We start from the raw sequence: 16,891 nt of genomic DNA, 5'->3' as shown, positions 1-16,891 counted from the left end.
TCATGTACACACTCGGAATCAATGCCGTCTATCACGACAGCGCCGCAGCCCTGCTGCGCGACGGTGTGGTGCTCGCCGCCGCCGAAGACGAACGCTTCACGCACGTCAAGCACGCGAAGCGCCCCGTGCCCTTCTCCACCTGGCAACTGCCGTTCGATGCAATCGACTACTGCCTGAGAGCCGCCGGCATCACGCTCGCGGACGTCGATCATGTCGCCTACTCGTACGACCCGGGCCTGTTCAGCGGCATGCCGAAGCGCCCCGGCGCGACCATCGAACTACCGTTCGACCCGGCCAACACGCGCCTTGCCGATCCGTCGGCGTCGCCGTGGGATCCGCTCTTTCTGAGCTATATCGCGAATGCCAAGGGACAATTGCTCGACGGCGCGCCGCATCATCTGCGCAAGCGCTTTCAGGGCGTGGACCGCGACAACGGCTTCAAGTGGCATTTCGTCGAGCATCACCTCGCGCACGAAGCGAGCGCGTTCCTCGCCGCGCCCTATGACAACACCGCCGTGCTCACCATGGACGGGCGCGGCGAAGGTGTGACGACCAGCATGGGCCAATTCGTCGACGGCGAATACACGCGGCTCAAACAAGTGGAGCTGCCGCACTCGCTCGGCCTGCTCTACGAAGCCGTGACCGACTGGCTCGGCTTCCTGCATTCGTCGGACGAGTACAAAGTGATGGCGCTCGCGTCCTACGGCAAGCCCGAGTATGTCGACGTGTTCCGCGACATCGTGCGTTATCGCGGCGACGGCAGCTATACCGTCGACGCCCCGCGCCTCGTCAAACGCTTCGGCCCGGCGCGCGAGCGCGGCGGTCCGCTCGAGCAACGGCACTTCGACATCGCGCATTCGCTGCAGCGCGTGCTCGAAGAAACCGTGCTGCAACTGGCGGGCTGGCTGCACGAGAAGACCGGCTTGCGCAAGCTCAGCATGGCGGGCGGCGTCGCCTTGAACTGCGTGATGAATTCGAAGCTGCGCGACGCCGGCCCGTTCGACGAAGTCTGGGTGCAGCCTGCCGCCGGCGATGCGGGCACCGCGCTCGGTGCGGCGCTCTGGATCGACTATCGCGAACGCAGCGAACGCGGCGACCGCAAGCGTCACTGGACGATGGATCACGCGTACCTCGGCCCCGAGTATCCGGAAGAAGAAGTCGAGCAATTCCTGAAATGGTCGAAGGTGCCGTATCGGCGGCTCGACGACATTGCGGGCGAAACGGCCGATCTGCTCGCGAGCGGCAAGGTTATCGGCTGGTATCAGGGCCGCACCGAATTCGGTCCGCGCGCGCTCGGCGCGCGCTCGATTCTCGCCTCGCCTGTCGATCCGCACATGCAGGCAAAGCTCAACGAGATCAAGGATCGCGAGGACTTCCGGCCGGTCGCGCCCGTCGTCATGGAAGAGCACGCGAGCGAATGGTTCGTGAACGGGGGCGTCGCGCCGTTCATGCTGTTCGTGTTCGACGTGCGCGCCGACAAGGCCGAGCGCATTCCTGCGGTGCGGCATGTCGACGGCACCGCGCGCGTGCAGACGGTGAACCGTTCGCAGCATCCGCTCTACTACGATCTGCTCGCCGCGTTCAACGAACGCACGGGTGTGCCGATTCTCGTCAACACGTCGTTCAACACGCGCGGTGAGCCGATGGTGAATTCGCCGCGCGACGCCGTGGAGTCGTTCTGGACCTCGCCGCTCGACGCGCTCGTGATAGGACCATTCCTCGTCGAGAAAGCGGAGGGCGGCGCATGAGTCCATCCGCAACGGGACCACTCGACGTACGAGGCAGCTTAAGCCATCCGCATAGCGAGGCAGAACCGATTGCGGCGGGCTATCCCGGCGTGCTGCTCGCGCACCTTGATGTTTCGGTGGTGGTGCCGACTTACCGGCGGCCCGACATGCTCGCCGCATGCCTGCGCGCACTGACGGAGCAGGACTTTCCCGCCGACCGCTACGAAATCGTGGTGTGCGACGACGGTCCGGACGAGGCGACGCGCACCTGCGTCGCGCGCATCGCCGCGGAACAGGCGACGCGTGGACTCGCCGTGCGCTACGTGCCGGTGACTCGCACGCAAGGGCCCGCCGGTGCGCGCAATGCAGGCTGGCAGCAGGCGCGCTCGCCGGTGATCGCCTTCACCGACGACGACACACTGCCGGACTCGCACTGGCTCGCAGAAGGACTCGCGGCGATTCGCCAGGGCGCGGCCGCCGCCGCGGGCAAAATCGTCGTGCCGCTACCCGCGTCGCCAACCGACTACGAGGCCGATGCGAGCGGTCTGGAGCGCGCCGAATTCGCCACGGCGAATGTCTTCGTAGCCCGAAGTTTTCTGACGATGACGGGCGGCTTCGACGAACGCTTTACGTCGGCGTGGCGCGAGGACTCCGACCTGCAGTTCACGCTGCTGCAGGCGGGCGGCAAGATCGTGCGCGCGAACGATGCGGTGGTCGTGCATCCGGTGCGACCCGCGCGTTGGGGCGTCAGCATTTCGCAGCAGAAGAAGAGCCAGTTCGACGCGCTGCTCTATAAGAAGCACCCCGAACTGTTCAGGACGCGAATCCGCTCGTCACCGCCGTTTCTGTATTACCTGATTCTGTGCGCCGTGCTGGCCGCCCTCGTCGGCGCGCTGGTGGGAGACGGCACGACTTTCACGCTCGGCTTACTCGCGTGGTTTGTACTGACGGCCTATTTCTGCGTCGTGCGATTGCGCGGGCGCGACCGCAGTTGGCGGCACATCGCCGAAATGGCGTGGACGTCCATTCCGATTCCGTTTCTGTCGATCTACTGGCGGCTCTACGGCGCCATCCGTTACAAGGTGCTCTTTCTATGAATGCAGGCTCGTTCCTGACGTCACTCGCACCTCGCCGCATCGCGATTTTTCGGGCGCTGCAACTCGGCGACATGCTCTGCTCGGTTCCCGCGCTGCGGGCACTGCGCAAGGCCGCGCCGCAGGCGCATATCGCTCTGATCGGCCTGCCGTGGGCGCAGTCGTTCGTCGAACGGTATGCAGACCTAGTCGACGAGCTGATTGTTTTTCCCGGCGCCGAAGGCTTCCCCGAGCAGCGTGAATCAAACGACGGCCTGCCTGCTTTTTTCGAATCGATGCGGGCGCAACGTTTCGATCTCGCTATCCAGTTGCACGGCAGCGGCGGCGTGGCCAACGACCTGCTGCTTCAGTTCGGCGCGCGTGCTAACGCGGGCTTCGTCCAGCCGGACGAAGCCCCGCGCGATGGCCTATTCATCGGCTGGCCGGACGATCTGCCGGAGCCGGAGCGCTACCTTGCGCTCATGCGCGCGCTCGGCGCCGACACCCACGACCGGCACTTATCTTTTCCGCTCAGCGACCGCGACGGTGAAGAGTACGCGTCACTCGCGGCTACGCACGGTATAGAGGCGGAGCGTCTCGTGCTGATTCATCCGGGCGCGCAATTGCCATCGCGACGCTGGCCCGCCGCGCGTTTTGCCGAAGTCGCGGACCGTCTTGCCGCCGACGGCTGGCAGATTGCGATCACGGGCACCGCCGCGGAAGCCTCGCTGACCGGCGAGGTGCTCGGCGCAATGACCGCGCCCGCCCTGCATCTGGCTGGCGCGACGTCGCTCGGCGGACTCGCTGCACTGGTTGCGCAAGCGCGGCTGGTGGTGTGCAACGACACCGGCATTTCGCATATCGCAGCTGCCATGGCAACCGCGTCCGTCGTGATCGCGTCGGGCAGCGACACACAGCGCTGGGCCCCGCTCGACCATGCACGGCATCGCGTACTCGCGGACTATCCGCCGTGCCGGCCTTGCATGTTCCGCGAGTGTCCGTATGGTCATCCTTGCGCGCTCAACGTCAGTGTCGAGCGCGTGGTCGAGACGGCGCGCGCGCAACTGGCCGGCGTTCAGGACGCTCGCCCCGCCGGTCCGTATGCATTACATACGCAGGCCGAAACAGGCCCTTTCGAGGAGTTGCATCATGCTGCGTAACTGCCGCCGTCTGCGTGTGCTGACATGGCACGTCCACGGCAACTATCTGTATTACCTGACCCAGGCGCCGCACGACTTCTATCTGGTCACGAAACCAGGCCATCCGCCCGGCTATGCAGGCAAGGTGGGCGTGCTGCCCTGGGGCGACAACGTCCACGAGATCAATGCGGACGACGTGCCCGATCAGGAATTCGACGTGATCCTGTATCAACACAAAACACATTGGGAATATGACCGCGAACACGTGCTGAGCGAAGCGCAGCGGCGTCTGCCGCGCGTCTATATCGAGCATGATCCGCCGCAGGAAAATCCGTTTCAGCAATGGCATTGGGTCGACGACCCGGACACGCTGCTCGTTCACGTCACGCACTTCAATCAGTTGATGTGGGATTGCGGCGTGACGCCCACGCGGGTGATCGAACACGGCGTGGTGGTGCCCGAAGGCGTGCGCTATACCGGCAAGCTCGAACGCGGCATTGTGGTGGTCAATCATCTTGCGCAACGCGGACGGCGTCTGGGCGCCGACGTGTTTGCCGACCTGCGCACACGCGTGCCGCTCGATCTGGTCGGCATGGATGCGGAACGGCTCGACGGCATCGGCGAAGTCGGCAATCTGGATCTTGCTGCATTCACCGCGCGCTACCGCTTCTTTTTCAATCCGATTCGCTGGACGAGCCTCGGTCTCGCCATTGTAGAGGCGATGACGATCGGCATGCCGATTGTCGGCCTCGCGACCACGGAACTCGCCACGGTGATTCGCAACGGCGAAAACGGCTTCGTGCATACCGACGTCAACGCACTCGTCGATGCGATGCATGAACTGCTGCGCGATCCTGCGCAAGCCCGGCGTCTTGGCGAAGGCGCGCGTCGCACAGCGCTGGAGCGATTTCATATAGATCGCTTCGCGCAGGACTGGCACGACGCCCTGCTGCAGGTCACCGCATGAGCTTCGGGTCGGGACGACCTGCGCCGAATCATCGATAAGGACGACGCAACATGAAAGAACTTACCCGCAAGCGGATTCTCGTCACAGGCGGCGCCGGCTTTCTCGGCTCGCACCTGTGCGAGCGGCTCGTAACGCAGGGCCACGACGTGCTGTGCGTGGACAACTTCTACACCGGCACGAAGGACAATATCGCGCACTTGCTGGACTGCCCGAACTTCGAACTGATGCGTCACGACGTGACGTTTCCGCTTTACGTCGAAGTGGACGAAATCTACAACCTGGCCTGCCCTGCGTCGCCCATTCACTATCAGCACGATCCTGTGCAAACCACCAAGACGAGCGTGCACGGCGCGATCAACATGCTCGGCCTCGCCAAACGCGTGAAGGCAAAGATCTTTCAGGCGTCGACGAGCGAAGTGTATGGCGATGCGCTCGTGCATCCGCAGAAAGAAGATTACTGGGGGCACGTGAACCCGATCGGACCGCGCTCGTGCTACGACGAGGGCAAACGCTGCGCGGAAACGCTCTTCATGGACTACCGCCGCCAGCATGGCCTGTCGATCCGTATCGCGCGAATCTTCAATACGTACGGGCCGCGCATGCATCCCGCCGATGGCCGCGTCGTCTCGAACTTCATGATGCAGGCGCTGCGCGGCGAGCCGCTGACGCTCTATGGCGACGGCTCGCAAACGCGTTCCTTCTGCTATGTGGATGACATGATCGACGCGTTCATCCGCCTGATGAACACGGACGAAGACCCGGGGGGCCCGGTCAATCTCGGCAATCCTCACGAAGTCAGCATGCGCGAGATTGCCGAGCGAATCGTCGCGATTACAGGCTCGAGCTCGCCGCTGGAATTGCACCCGTTACCGACCGACGACCCGTGGCATCGGCAGCCGGACATTTCGCGCGCCCGCGAGCTGCTCGGCTGGCAGCCGCACACCGCGCTTGACGACGGTCTGGAGCAAACCGCGCGCTACTTCCGCGCGCGGATCGAAGCAAGCTCCGAAGCGGGCGCGGCAAGCGCTCCCGCGGCTCAGCGGCCGGCTCTCACGTAGCTCGCGAGAAACGTGCGCGTGCTGCCGTCCGGAAACTGCACGGCCACCTGCTCGCCGCTCGCCAGCGCGACCTCGCCGGCGCCGTAACGCGGCACGCGCACTGCATCGCCGGGTGCCCAGACGTGCGGTTTTTCCGGCTCTTTCTTCTTGCGCGGCGCGGCCTCGTTGGCTGAAGTTGCGCCCGCAACGATCGCGTCCGGTGCCATATCGATCTGTGGCGGACGCACGCAGTTGTCGCACACGCCGCAGCGCTCCACAGCAGGCGTGTCGCCGTAATAGTCGAGAATGGCGCGCCAGCGGCATTGCCCGGTTTGCGCGTAGTCGAGCATCGCCTGCAGCGTTTCCCTGTCGTGCGCGCTCATCTGTTCGAACTGCTGCGCGGCCTTCTCCACCGTGTCGCGTGCGGACTCGCGCGTGTCGTCCCGCGTCCGCAGACGATAGCGGCGCTGCCGGTCGCGGCCCGCCACGCGTGCGTCGAGCAGCATGTTCAGCGCGACTTCCAGCTTGCCTGCGCCGACCTCGGGCAACGCGTCTTTGAGCGCCTTCAGCGTGACGCCTTTGGGTTCTTCGCGAAGCCGCGCCGCCAACGCGTCATACACGCGTTGTGCGAGTTCGACACTCGGGTAGCGCCCCGCCAGAAAGAACTGCTGAATGCGCTTATCGTTCAGATCGAAGAGCAGCACGCAGTCGGCGGGCTCGCCGTCGCGGCCCGCGCGGCCCGTTTCCTGATAGTACGCATCGAGGCTCCCGGGTATCTGGTAATGAATCACGAAGCGTATGTCCGCTTTGTCGATGCCCATGCCGAACGCGTTGGTGGCGACCATCAAACGGGTCGCGCCCGACATGAACTGCTCCTGCGCCTCCTCGCGCGCCGCGGCCGCCATCCGGCCGTGATAGCGCGAGACCGATTCGCCCGCTTCCGCGAGCCAGCCGTAGATGCGATCGACGTCGCGCACGGTCGCTGCGTAGACAATGCCCGCGCCGGCAAGGGACGCAATGAGCTTCGACAACTGCTCGCACTTCGCAGCCATCGCACGCGCCGCGCCGTCCTTGCCGCCCGCCGTGCTGACCTGCACGACGCGATAGCGCAGATTCTCGCGATACGTGCCCGTGCGAACCACGCGCGGGTCGCGCAACGCCAGCGAATGCACGATATCGTCGATCACGCGTTGCGTCGCCGTTGCGGTCAGCGCGAGCACGGGCGGTTCGCCCAGCGCCTTGACCGCGGCCGCGATCTCCAGAAACGCCGGGCGGAAATCGTGTCCCCAATGCGACACGCAGTGCGCTTCATCGACCACGACAAGGCCGACACGATTGTCCGGCCGCGCACGCAATGTCTCGATGAACGCGGGCTGCGCAAGACGCTCGGGCGTCACGAACACAATGCCGCTGTGGCCCGCTGCGATCCGTTGCAGCGCTTCGCGCTCGGCGCGGCTCCTGAGCGTACTGTTGACCAGCGTGCAGTCGATGCCCGCCGCCAGCAGCTTGTCGGCCTGGTCCTTCATCAGCGCAATCAGCGGCGAGACGACGAGCGTCATGTCGTCCAGATGCAGCGCCGGCAACTGATAACACAGCGACTTGCCGGCACCGGTCGGCATCGTGGCGAGCGTGTCGCGGTGTTGCAACACGCTGCGGATGATGTCCTCCTGGCCCGCGCGCAAACGGGCGATGCCGAACATGTCGCGCATGGTCTTGCGCATGCTGCGAAGCCGTTGGTCGACTGTCATGGTTGGAAGCGGGCGTCCTTGCAGGCGCAACTGCCTGCGGTGAAGTGAAAGAGGAGTCGAAGCGTATCTTCAGTACAGCAATTCACGTGCAGCACTCGGAGGCAGGCATGGCCTCACGCGCGCCGCGGGTATCGCGCTTGCTCGATTCGTCATGTGCATGAACGAATGCGTGAATCCACCAAAAGGAGAAAGCGATGAATCAGGAACCGTCCGATCCCGTCGAACGCGCGGACCAGCGGCGCGAACAACTGCGCGATGGCGACGTCAAGGTGAAGTCCGACGGCACGGTCGAACAGCGCCCGCATGGCAACATGGACGCCACGCTTATTCCAAAGGGAAAAGATCACCCGTCACAGGGGCCCTACACGCCCGAGCACGATCACGTCGATCCGGATCTCGAACCGGGCGGCGCGAAAGGTCATCCCACGGGTAAGGATGATCTCTCCGCGTGAACCGATGCGTGCCGTACCCGGTGCGCTGACGGGTACGCTCTTCGCCCTCATGCACCCTCATGCGCCGTTGTTGGCGCTGCCGATGCGGCCCGCTTCCGTTCGCGCAGACGACGGCTCGCCGCGCGTGTAGGGCGCCAATGCCTCGGGCGTGCGCATGTCGCGTGGCGTTTCGAAGTCCGCGAGCGCGGCGCCGCGCATGGCATCCGGCGAGCGGCCAAAGCCCGTGCGGTCGCTATAGTCGACCGGCGGCACGCTCGCTGCGTTAGCCGTGCACTTCGCCGCGTAGACGTCGAGCGCCGTGATACAGGCGACGTTGGCGGCCGCGACGCTCGCGCGTTGCCGGTCGCGCGCGCTCAACCGTTTCGACGATAGTGCCAGCGTGCCGAGGTCGAGTGCGTCGCCGCCCACACGCGCCCATAGGAACGGCCGAGGATTGCGCGACGCCAGAATGCCCACGCCGCACGCGATCTCACGCAGTCCGTAGAAACGCATGGCACCGCTTCCTGTCTCCACACCGGCGACGCGCGCCATCATGCGCGGTGCGACGAGCTCAGCGACACCCAGCGCAATGCTGAACCAGCCGAGGCCGCGCGCCACCGAATCCGGCTGCGGCAACTTGTCCTTCAGCGCGCGAGCGCCATCCTGCTTCGAGTCGTTACGAGATTCCATTCACATCACCTTCGTGGTGAAGAGCGGCGCGCGAGGCCGCTCCGGTAGTCAAAAGTGCAGCACGTCTGCGTGTTCGACCGAACAGGCACTCAAGGCTTGAGCACGACCTTGATGCAGCCGTCTTCCTTGTCGCGAAACGTCTTGTACATGCGCGGACCTTCATCGAGCGACACCGTATGCGTGATCACAAACGACGGATCGATCTGCCCTTCCTGGATGCGTCGCAACAGGTCGTCGGTCCAGCGGTTCACGTGCGTTTGTCCCATGCGCCAGGTGAGCCCCTTGTTCATGGACGCGCCGAACGGAATCTTGTCGAGCAAGCCGCCGTACACGCCCGGCACCGACAATGTTCCGGCGGGACGGCACACGTAGATCATTTCGCGCAGCACATGCGGGCGGTCGGTTTCGAGCATCACGGCCTGTTTCGCGCGGTCGTACATGGCGTCGAGCGAGCGCGTGGCGTGTGATTCCATGCCCACCGCGTCGATGCATTTTTCCGGACCCTTGCCGCCTGTCAGTTCCTTCAGCCGTTCGAGCACGCTCTCTTCCTTGAAGTCGATCGTGACCGCGCCGCCCGCACGCGCCATCGAAAGACGCTCGGGCACGCAGTCGATCACGATGACCTGCTTCGCGCCGAGCAGCACGGCGCTGCGGATCGCCATTTGCCCGACGGGCCCCGCGCCCCAGATCGCGACCGTGTCCGTCGGTTCGATATCGCATTGCACCGCCGCTTGCCAGCCCGTCGGGAAGATGTCGCCGAGAAACAGCACCTGCTCGTCGGTGAGGCCGTCCGGAATCTTCACATGCGTTTTATCCGCGTAGGGCACGCGCACGAACTCGGCCTGCCCGCCGGGATAGCCGCCCGTCAGATGCGTATAGCCGAAAAGGCCCGCCGTGGTGTGGCCGAACATCTTGTCGGCGATGTCCTTGTTGCGGTTGCTGCGCTCGCATACCGAGAAGTTGCCGCGTTTGCATTGATCGCATTCGCCGCAGATGATCGTGAACGGCACGACCACGCGGTCGCCAACCTTTAACGCCGTGTTCTCCTTGCCGACTTCCATCACTTCGCCCATGAACTCGTGACCCATGATGTCGCCGGATTCCATGCCGGGCATGAAGCCGCCGTACAAATGGAGATCGGAGCCGCAGATCGCGCAGCTCGACACCTTGACGATCGCGTCGCGTGGATGTTCGATTTTCGGATCCGGCACGGTGTCGCACCGGATGTCTTTCTTGCCATGCCACCTGAGCGCCTTCATATATTCCTCCGCACTGTACGGTTGATGTGCTCCCGGGCGGGCTCCGGACCTGCGCATAAGCAGGAGCGCGCCGCGCGAACGGCGTCGCGCGACCGTTGCTACATCGCGCTTGTAAATTCGCGGCGCCCGTATCGACGCACCGCGTCATGGGTCAATGCTGGAACACGCTTCGCGCGGACCTGGTGAGCCACGCCATCACGCTGGTGCGTGCCAGCGTTCCGATCGCCTTGCGCGGTCCGAGCAGCACGGCGGCGAGACCGGCCGCCAGCACCAGTGCCACGTAGGGCGTATCGGCGAGCGAGGTCATTACGTTGACGGCCGGCACGCCGGCCTTCATCGCTCGACGCGGCGTGCGCAGCGCGAGATTCGCGGCCAGCAATTGCGCTCGCGATGTCGCCATGCGCTGAAGAATGGCCGCACGGTGTTCCTGATGCCAGCGTGGATCGTGTTTCATTTCAGGGCATCCTTCAGGGCTTCGAGATCGCTCGACACTTCGTCGCGCAGCACGTGTAGCGGCTCGGCGGGCCTTTGCGTCTTCATCATCGCGAAGGTGATGATCGAGATGACCAGCCACGCGGCGGCGACGCCCCACGCGACAGCCACGACGTAGGGCGTATTCCACGCCGTGACGATGATGGCCACGCAAAGAAAAGAGAGGGTGAACATGGCGGCCACCGCGAGCACCACCATCGCGATCACCTCGCGTACCAGCCGCGCTTTGGCCTCGTCCAGTTCGAGCGCGAGGAGTTCGGCGTAGTCGACTGCTCGACTGGAACAGAAGCGCGCCACGTTGCGCCACTGGCTCACCTTGGTATGTATCGACATCGTGTATCTCCCGCCAGCAGTTGCCGTCGCGCGCGCTCGCCGCCGGATGTGCCGGCCGGCGGCGAGCGCTTCATCGGACGATGCAATCGGCTCTGTGCCAACCGTATCTAACGGTATTCCCTGTCGCGCACATCGCGCGCAGTCGCCGAGCGCAGCGCACCGAGTATGAAACCCGCGGCAGCTGCGATGGCAAGCGCGGTGAAGGGCCGCTCGGTGGTGGTCTCGCGCACGACGTCCGCGAGATCGGCCCACACCTGCTGAGCTTTGCCACCGAGTTCCCGCGCGGTGCCGGCCATTTGCGTGCCGGTGTCACCGAGCATTTCACCCGCCGTCTGTTCCAGCTTGCCGCCGATTTCCTTCACCGTTCCTTCTACTTTCCCTGTTTCCATGTCTGCTCTCCGTGGTTTGCGCGCACGAGGGTGCACGGCACTGGCCGCGCAGCCGGAGCTCCGGCATGCGTTGCCGTCACGCCGCAAGAAGCGCGCCGCGCGAACGCGTGAGGAAGAGCCGCCTGGTCAGCACGTGACAATGCCGCGAGTCATGCCGGCGCGCGCGAAACAAAAGCAGTGGAGAAGTGAACGACTAAATAGAAGAGAAACGATGAAGTAAGACCCGCGCGTTGCACGCGAGGCCGAACGCAAGACAAAAGCGCAGGGCAAAAGCGAAAAGCAAAAACGCAAATAGTCCGCGACCCGCGAATGCATGAATGAACGCATTCGCGCAACCAGGGCAATTCACGACACTCGGTGATGCGCTCGACGAGCCGCGCTCAAGCCGTGTCGAAAGAACTCACGAAGACAGGGTTAACCCGGCGAAAGCTCGGCGTCGAGAACACGCTGCAAGCTGTCGATCTTGCGAAGATGCACGCCCCACAGCTGGCCGCCGTCCTTGATGCGGCGCAAGCGGTCGTGCCAGTAGCTAAGAGGTAAAGCGGAGTTGTCGCGCGCGCTCGCATGCGAGTGCAGCAGCACGTGTTCGATATGGGCGAGGTCTCGTTCGATCATCGCCTGTCGCATGGAGCCGAGGGCTTGAGGTGAGAAAGTCTGTCGCATGGACGTGGCGGGCAGCAGTAAAAATAACGGAAAGAGCAAGCGCCGTGCCGGACCGTCTCGCGCGAGCCGTCCAAAACCGCCGAAACCCATGCCGGGCGCGCTACAAACGCAGGGGAAGCGCATTAAAACGAGCATCGCCGTCCCGCTTTCACGCGTGTTTGCGTCGCGTAAAAGCGACCTCTCCATGCCCCTTTTTACAATCGTCTCGCCCGCCACCCACACTTCGTGGCCGCGCTACGCGTTGCGGCGGCGGCCGTGCCGCTATCAAGCTTCGCCTCCGTCAGCCGATAACAAAAAGGTGACGATCCATTTCGAGGAGCGTTCCCCCAAGATCTATCGGCTGTCATGGCTCCCATTACGCGCGTTCACTCTTCCATTACGCACCGCCTGGTCATTTATTCGGTCGCTGGACTGGCGACGCTCTGTTCGCCCGGCGCATTTGCCGACAACAGAACCGCCGGCGGTATGGCGCCGGTCCCGGAGACGGCCGAGCTGGCCGCAATGCCGCTGGAAGCACTCATGGAGGTGACAGTCAATACCGCGTCGCGTTTCGACCAGTCCGTCACCGAGGCCCCGGCCGCAGTGGTCGTGCTGAGCGCCGACGACATCCGCCAATTCGGCTGGCGCACGCTGGCGGACGCGCTCGCCTCGCTGCCCGGCCTGTATGTCACGAACGATCGATCATACGAATACCTCGGCGCGCGCGGCTTCCAGCGACCCGGCGACTACAACAGCCGCTTCCTGCTGCTGATCGACGGCATTCGCACGAACGACGGCGTGTATAACCAGGCGCCGATCGGTTCGGACTTTCCGCTCGACATGGACCTCGTCAAGCGCATCGAGTATGTGCCGGGCCCCGGTTCGTCGGTGTACGGCGCCAATGCGCTCTTTGGCGTCATCAACGTGATTACGAAGAGCGGCAGCGATCTGGCGGGCGCGGAAGCCGCCGTCGCGGCGGGCAGCTTCGGCGAAAAGAAGGCGCGTGCGTCATACGGCTGGCACGGTGCGCACGGAGCCGACATTCTGCTTTCGGCAACAGCATATGGACGCAATGGCCAGGACCTCTATTACCCGGAGTTCGACACGCCGGACCAGAACCACGGCATCGCAAACCGGCTCGATTACGACCGCGCACAGGACTTTCTCGCGAAAGCCGCTTATGGCGATTTCCGGCTGAGCTTTATCTACGGCAACCGGACCAAGGGTATTCCCGACGCGCCGTACGGCGCGGTATTCAATGCGCCGTTCAGCGTCTCGGACACGCACAGCTATCTCGACCTGAGCTACCAGCATGCGCTCTCCGATGGGGTGATGCTGGCATCGCAGCTTTACTGGGGCCGCTACGACTATCGGATGCCGGCAATCAACGGTCCGCAACCTTACGTGGTCAACGTCGACGGAAGCCATGCGCTCTGGTATGGAGCGGACGTACACGCGACGATCTCGTCGATTGCAAAGCATCGCATCGTGATCGGCACGGACTTCGCGAGAGACGCGCGCCTTGATCAGTACAACTACAACGTCGCCCCGTACTCGCAGATTCTCGACGACCATCACAGCGGCAATCGCGCCGGCGTCTATATCGAGGACGAAATCACGCTGCCCGCGAATTTCACGCTGAATGCGGGCTTGCGTTACGACCAGCAGACGGCCGCGGGCGGCAACCTGAGTCCGCGCATCGGGCTCATCTACAAGCTCACGCCGCGCGACACCTTCAAGCTGCTGTACGGCGAGGCCTATCGCGCGCCCAATGCGTACGAGATGTACTACGCGATCAGCGGCCCGGACGGCCAGTTGGGAAATCGATCGCTGAAAGCCGAGCATATCTCGACGACCGAGCTCGTCTATGAGCGAGCCGTATCGGCCACGGGGCGCGCCACGCTTTCACTTTTTCAGTACAACGCGCGCGATCTGATCAGCGAGACGCTCGACTCATCGGGCCTTTTCATGTTCCGCAATGTCAACCGCGCGACCGCGCGCGGCGCCGAACTCGCCTATGAACAGCGGTTTGCGCTCGCGCGTCTGCGCGCAAGCTATTCCTATCAGATGGTTCACGACTCCGACACCGGCGCCGCGCTGCAAAATTCGCCGCGGCATCTCGCGAAGCTCAATCTCGCCGCACCCTTTTTTGCCGATGCGTTGATGACGGGACTCGAAGTGCAATGCACGTCGTCGCGTCTTGCGGCCGTCGGCGAGGCAGGCGGCTTCTGTCTTGCGAACCTCACGCTCAGTACACGCCGGCTGATTCGCGGAGCCGAGCTGTCTTTCTCGATCTATAACCTGACCGACAAACGGTACGCCGACCCAGTGGGCCCCGGCTTTACACAGGAGACTGTTGCGCAGCAAAGCCGGACCTTCCTCTTCAAGGCCGTCTACGGGTTCTGATATGGATCGCGTTCGCATCCAGATCATTGCGGCGTGTTTGGTGTTGGCGTCCCCGCTCGTCGTGCAGACATCCGTCGACGCGCAAGTGGATCTGCCCGCGCTCGAGGCCGCGTACATCTTCAACTTCGCGCAGTTCACCGACTGGCCTGCCGGCCGCCCCGCCGACAACATTCTGTCGGTCTGCGCGGATCCGGACAGCCCGCTCGGCCAGGCACTCGCGAGACTGGACGGCAAGCACGGCGGCAAGCAGGCGTGGCGCGTTCGCCCGTTGCCGCGCGGAGAAAAAGCGGCGGATTGCCAACTGGCGGTACTGACGACGGGCACCACGGTGAGCGCCGCGATCAAGGCTTTGCTCGGTTCGGACGCGCCGGTCGTGATCGTGAGCGAAGCGGATGCCGCGGACCAGGGCTGGGTGATTCGCCTCGTGCGCGAAGGCGAACATCTGAAGTTCGATATCAACGTGACCGAGGCTTCACGCCGGCGCATTACGCTCAGTTCGAAACTCATGCGGCTAGCAAGGACGGTCTTATGAAAAGTTTCCCGGTCTGGCGCATCCTTGCATGGCCGCGCGAACACGTGAATCTCGTCGGCGTCGCCATTGCACTGCTCATTTCGAGCGTCGTGCTGCTCGTGTATCAGGCGCTTTCGCTGCGCACGTCATTGACCGAAGACGTCAGCATGCAGGCTTCGGTGCTCGCCGAAAACCTGACCGCCTCGGCGATGTTCGGCGACCGCGACGCCACCGCCGAAGTGCTCGGCTCGCTGCGCAAAGTTCCGCACGTCGAAAGCGCCACCGTCTACACGCCGAGCGGCGACCTGTTCGTACGCTACACGCGCCCGGGGCTTAATCGCAAGGAGTCCCAGGAAGGCACGCTCTCACAGGTCGGCAGCACGCCGCGCCTCTCGCTCGCCGATATATTCGTCGCGGCGCCGATCATGCACAACGATCAGCTGCTCGGCAGCATCGTGATCGTGGCCACGACCGACGCGATCAAGATGCAGCTCGCACAATACGGCTGCTTCCTTGTCGGCGCATCGTTGTGTTCGGTGTGGATCGCCTCGCTCGTCATGCGGCGCATGCGCGATCGCGTCACGCGCGTGGAGAAGGATCTCGAATATCTCGCCTCGACCGATCCGCTGACAGACCTGCCCAATCGCCGCGCGTTCTACGACGAATTGACAACGCGCCTGCACAAGGCGAATACCGCCGACAAACGCGTCGCGCTGATGATGGTGGACCTCGACAACTTCAAGATCGTCAACGACACGCTGGGTCACGGCGCGGGCGACGAACTGCTCAAGCAGGTCGCGGAGGCCTTGCGCAATGTGGTACGGCCGAGCGACCTCGTGAGCCGCATAGGCGGCGACGAATTCGCCGTGGTGATCGGGCCCGACGCAAGCCGCGTCCGCGCGCGCGCGACCGCCGGCCGCATCGCGCGCAATCTGTCACGTCCGTTCATCCTGCACGGCAGCGATTCTGCCGTGACGGCGAGCGTGGGCTTCAGCGTCTATCCCGAGGACACGGTGGAAATGGCCGAGCTGGTCAGCAATGCGGACATCGCGCTGTACTCGGCGAAAAGCAGAGGCAAGAGCATTGCCGTCGAGTTTCAGAGCGAGATGACGGCAGAGGCGCAGCGCCGCGCGCGTATCGAGGCCGAGCTGCGCAAGGCCGTCGACCAGGATGGCCTCGATATCGTCTATCAGCCGCAATTCGACTGCCTGTCGGGACGCCTGCTCGGCGCGGAGGCGCTCGTGCGTTGGACGCATCCGTCCGAAGGGCCTATTTCGCCGGCCGAATTCGTGCCGATTGCCGAAAACAGTGACCTGATCGTGCTGCTCGGCCGCTGGGTTCTGTGGCGTGCGTGCCGCGACGCAGCCAACTGGAACGCCGGACGCAGCGCGGCCGTGCATGTGGCGGTGAACATTTCGGCGCGGCAACTGCGCGCCGAGGGCTTCACCCACGAAGTCTGCAATGCGTTGCAAAAAAGCGGCCTGCCCGCTTCGCTGCTCGAACTCGAACTGACGGAAAGTCAGTTGATGTCCAACATGTCAGTGGGCATTCAGGCCATGCAGGAATTGCGCGCAGCCGGCGTGCGTCTCTCGCTCGACGACTTCGGCACCGGCTACTCGTCGCTGTCGTACCTGCAATCTTTTCCGGTGCACAGCATCAAGATCGACCGCAGCTTCATCTGCCCGTTGCCAAACGGAGGGCAACCCATCGTCACCGCCATCATTTCGATGGCGCATAGCTTCGGGCTGCTGGTCGTCGCGGAAGGCGTCGAATATCCGGCACAACTCGAATGGCTCAGCGATGCGCACTGCGACGTCGTGCAGGGCTTTTTGACGGGCCACCCCATGTCGCTCGACCAACTGCTCGCCATCATTCGCGCGGAAGACGCACAAGACGAAGACAGGCGCGTCAGCCACCGAGCGCCGCTTCGAACACGGCCGCAACGCGCGCCGACCGCTTGACTGTCTGCTGGAATGCTCGCTTGAATGTCAGCTTGACCCTTGCGATATATGAAGGTAACCTACACAGGTAACCTTCATATAGGACC

At 64.0% G+C, this 16,891-nt stretch carries 16 protein-coding genes; 9 read left to right on the top strand and 7 right to left on the bottom strand.

Annotated features, from left to right (window positions below; translation table 11 throughout):
• Window positions 1-2: 2 nt before the first annotated feature.
• From HV711_RS05385 to HV711_RS05365, 5 genes are read left to right on the top strand one after another with little or no spacing between them, the layout of a single operon-like run.
• The gene (locus tag HV711_RS05385; protein ID WP_013591825.1) at window positions 3-1,748 is read left to right on the top strand and encodes a carbamoyltransferase family protein; all 1,746 of its coding nucleotides are present in this window, start codon (window positions 3-5) and stop codon (window positions 1,746-1,748) included.
• On the top strand, window positions 1,745-2,824 hold the full coding sequence (locus tag HV711_RS05380; protein ID WP_035478119.1) for a glycosyltransferase family 2 protein: 1,080 nt from the start codon (window positions 1,745-1,747) through the stop codon (window positions 2,822-2,824). The genes HV711_RS05385 and HV711_RS05380 overlap by 4 nt, the downstream gene beginning before the upstream one ends.
• Window positions 2,821-3,960, top strand: coding sequence for a glycosyltransferase family 9 protein (locus HV711_RS05375; RefSeq protein WP_035478116.1), 1,140 nt, complete (start codon window positions 2,821-2,823; stop codon window positions 3,958-3,960). The genes HV711_RS05380 and HV711_RS05375 overlap by 4 nt, the downstream gene beginning before the upstream one ends.
• Window positions 3,950-4,906, top strand: coding sequence for a glycosyltransferase family 4 protein (locus HV711_RS05370; protein ID WP_035478113.1), 957 nt, complete (start codon window positions 3,950-3,952; stop codon window positions 4,904-4,906). Before HV711_RS05375 ends, HV711_RS05370 begins: the two co-directional genes overlap by 11 nt.
• A 50-nt stretch (window positions 4,907-4,956) precedes the next feature.
• On the top strand, window positions 4,957-5,964 hold the full coding sequence (locus HV711_RS05365) for a UDP-glucuronic acid decarboxylase family protein (protein WP_013591821.1): 1,008 nt from the start codon (window positions 4,957-4,959) through the stop codon (window positions 5,962-5,964).
• Here HV711_RS05365 and HV711_RS05360 read toward each other — a convergent pair.
• On the bottom strand, window positions 5,943-7,691 hold the full coding sequence (locus HV711_RS05360) for a RecQ family ATP-dependent DNA helicase (protein WP_035478110.1): 1,749 nt from the start codon (window positions 7,689-7,691) through the stop codon (window positions 5,943-5,945). The genes HV711_RS05365 and HV711_RS05360 overlap by 22 nt on opposite strands.
• A gap of 194 nt (window positions 7,692-7,885) precedes the next feature.
• Here HV711_RS05360 and HV711_RS05355 point away from each other — a divergent pair, with 194 nt between their 5' ends.
• Window positions 7,886-8,143: a hypothetical protein gene (locus tag HV711_RS05355; protein ID WP_028360205.1), complete on the top strand. Its 258-nt coding sequence runs from the start codon at window positions 7,886-7,888 to the stop codon at window positions 8,141-8,143.
• Between the two features lie 57 nt (window positions 8,144-8,200).
• Here HV711_RS05355 and HV711_RS05350 read toward each other — a convergent pair whose 3' ends face one another.
• The 6 genes from HV711_RS05350 to HV711_RS33400 all read right to left on the bottom strand — a co-directional run bounded on the left by HV711_RS05350 (window position 8,201) and on the right by HV711_RS33400 (window position 11,900).
• On the bottom strand, window positions 8,201-8,812 hold the full coding sequence (locus tag HV711_RS05350) for a hypothetical protein (RefSeq protein ID WP_028360206.1): 612 nt from the start codon (window positions 8,810-8,812) through the stop codon (window positions 8,201-8,203).
• A gap of 89 nt (window positions 8,813-8,901) precedes the next feature.
• Window positions 8,902-10,071: a zinc-dependent alcohol dehydrogenase gene (locus tag HV711_RS05345; RefSeq protein WP_035478107.1), complete on the bottom strand. Its 1,170-nt coding sequence runs from the start codon at window positions 10,069-10,071 to the stop codon at window positions 8,902-8,904.
• Window positions 10,072-10,222: 151 nt separating this feature from the next.
• Window positions 10,223-10,525: a hypothetical protein gene (locus HV711_RS05340; protein WP_013591816.1), complete on the bottom strand. Its 303-nt coding sequence runs from the start codon at window positions 10,523-10,525 to the stop codon at window positions 10,223-10,225.
• Complete coding sequence (locus HV711_RS05335; protein ID WP_035478105.1) at window positions 10,522-10,896, bottom strand: phage holin family protein; 375 nt, start codon at window positions 10,894-10,896, stop codon at window positions 10,522-10,524. Before HV711_RS05335 ends, HV711_RS05340 begins: the two co-directional genes overlap by 4 nt.
• 107 nt (window positions 10,897-11,003) lie before the next feature.
• Entirely contained in the window at window positions 11,004-11,285 is a 282-nt protein-coding gene (locus tag HV711_RS05330) for a CsbD family protein (RefSeq protein WP_013591814.1), read from the bottom strand.
• Between the two features lie 414 nt (window positions 11,286-11,699).
• Window positions 11,700-11,900, bottom strand: a complete 201-nt coding sequence (locus HV711_RS33400; RefSeq protein WP_244142657.1) for a hypothetical protein — start codon at window positions 11,898-11,900, stop codon at window positions 11,700-11,702.
• Window positions 11,901-12,293: 393 nt separating this feature from the next.
• On the opposite strand from HV711_RS33400, the gene HV711_RS05320 reads away from it, so the two are divergent.
• Genes HV711_RS05320 through HV711_RS05310 form a run of 3 tightly spaced genes read left to right on the top strand, consistent with a single transcriptional unit; the run spans window position 12,294 to window position 16,805 of the window.
• Window positions 12,294-14,333 carry a TonB-dependent receptor plug domain-containing protein gene (locus tag HV711_RS05320; RefSeq protein ID WP_035478103.1) on the top strand — a complete coding sequence of 680 codons (2,040 nt, stop codon included), beginning with the start codon at window positions 12,294-12,296 and terminating at the stop codon, window positions 14,331-14,333.
• Window position 14,334: 1 nt separating this feature from the next.
• Window positions 14,335-14,865, top strand: coding sequence for a YfiR family protein (locus tag HV711_RS05315; RefSeq protein ID WP_013591811.1), 531 nt, complete (start codon window positions 14,335-14,337; stop codon window positions 14,863-14,865).
• The gene (locus HV711_RS05310; protein ID WP_035478102.1) at window positions 14,862-16,805 is read left to right on the top strand and encodes a putative bifunctional diguanylate cyclase/phosphodiesterase; all 1,944 of its coding nucleotides are present in this window, start codon (window positions 14,862-14,864) and stop codon (window positions 16,803-16,805) included. Before HV711_RS05315 ends, HV711_RS05310 begins: the two co-directional genes overlap by 4 nt.
• Window positions 16,806-16,891: the final 86 nt, after the last annotated feature.

Origin of the sequence: Paraburkholderia phenoliruptrix, assembly GCF_902859825.1 — a bacterium.
GTDB classification, from domain to species: Bacteria; Pseudomonadota; Gammaproteobacteria; order Burkholderiales; family Burkholderiaceae; genus Paraburkholderia; species Paraburkholderia phenoliruptrix.
Note: the sequence above shows the minus strand (reverse complement) of the source record. Positions and strands in the feature narration are given on the sequence as shown.

Excerpts from the sequence above, each read along its gene's own strand:
- HV711_RS05385 (WP_013591825.1), top strand. The coding sequence starts at position 3 with ATGTACACACTCGGAATCAATGCCGTCTATCACGACAGCGCCGCAGCC.
- HV711_RS05380 (WP_035478119.1), top strand. The coding sequence starts at position 1,745 with ATGAGTCCATCCGCAACGGGACCACTCGACGTACGAGGCAGCTTAAGC.
- HV711_RS05375 (WP_035478116.1), top strand. The coding sequence starts at position 2,821 with ATGAATGCAGGCTCGTTCCTGACGTCACTCGCACCTCGCCGCATCGCG.
- HV711_RS05370 (WP_035478113.1), top strand. The coding sequence starts at position 3,950 with ATGCTGCGTAACTGCCGCCGTCTGCGTGTGCTGACATGGCACGTCCAC.
- HV711_RS05365 (WP_013591821.1), top strand. The coding sequence starts at position 4,957 with ATGAAAGAACTTACCCGCAAGCGGATTCTCGTCACAGGCGGCGCCGGC.
- HV711_RS05360 (WP_035478110.1), bottom strand. The coding sequence starts at position 7,691 with ATGACAGTCGACCAACGGCTTCGCAGCATGCGCAAGACCATGCGCGAC.
- HV711_RS05355 (WP_028360205.1), top strand. The coding sequence starts at position 7,886 with ATGAATCAGGAACCGTCCGATCCCGTCGAACGCGCGGACCAGCGGCGC.
- HV711_RS05350 (WP_028360206.1), bottom strand. The coding sequence starts at position 8,812 with ATGGAATCTCGTAACGACTCGAAGCAGGATGGCGCTCGCGCGCTGAAG.
- HV711_RS05345 (WP_035478107.1), bottom strand. The coding sequence starts at position 10,071 with ATGAAGGCGCTCAGGTGGCATGGCAAGAAAGACATCCGGTGCGACACC.
- HV711_RS05340 (WP_013591816.1), bottom strand. The coding sequence starts at position 10,525 with ATGAAACACGATCCACGCTGGCATCAGGAACACCGTGCGGCCATTCTT.
- HV711_RS05335 (WP_035478105.1), bottom strand. The coding sequence starts at position 10,896 with ATGTCGATACATACCAAGGTGAGCCAGTGGCGCAACGTGGCGCGCTTC.
- HV711_RS05330 (WP_013591814.1), bottom strand. The coding sequence starts at position 11,285 with ATGGAAACAGGGAAAGTAGAAGGAACGGTGAAGGAAATCGGCGGCAAG.
- HV711_RS33400 (WP_244142657.1), bottom strand. The coding sequence starts at position 11,900 with ATGATCGAACGAGACCTCGCCCATATCGAACACGTGCTGCTGCACTCG.
- HV711_RS05320 (WP_035478103.1), top strand. The coding sequence starts at position 12,294 with ATGGCTCCCATTACGCGCGTTCACTCTTCCATTACGCACCGCCTGGTC.
- HV711_RS05315 (WP_013591811.1), top strand. The coding sequence starts at position 14,335 with ATGGATCGCGTTCGCATCCAGATCATTGCGGCGTGTTTGGTGTTGGCG.
- HV711_RS05310 (WP_035478102.1), top strand. The coding sequence starts at position 14,862 with ATGAAAAGTTTCCCGGTCTGGCGCATCCTTGCATGGCCGCGCGAACAC.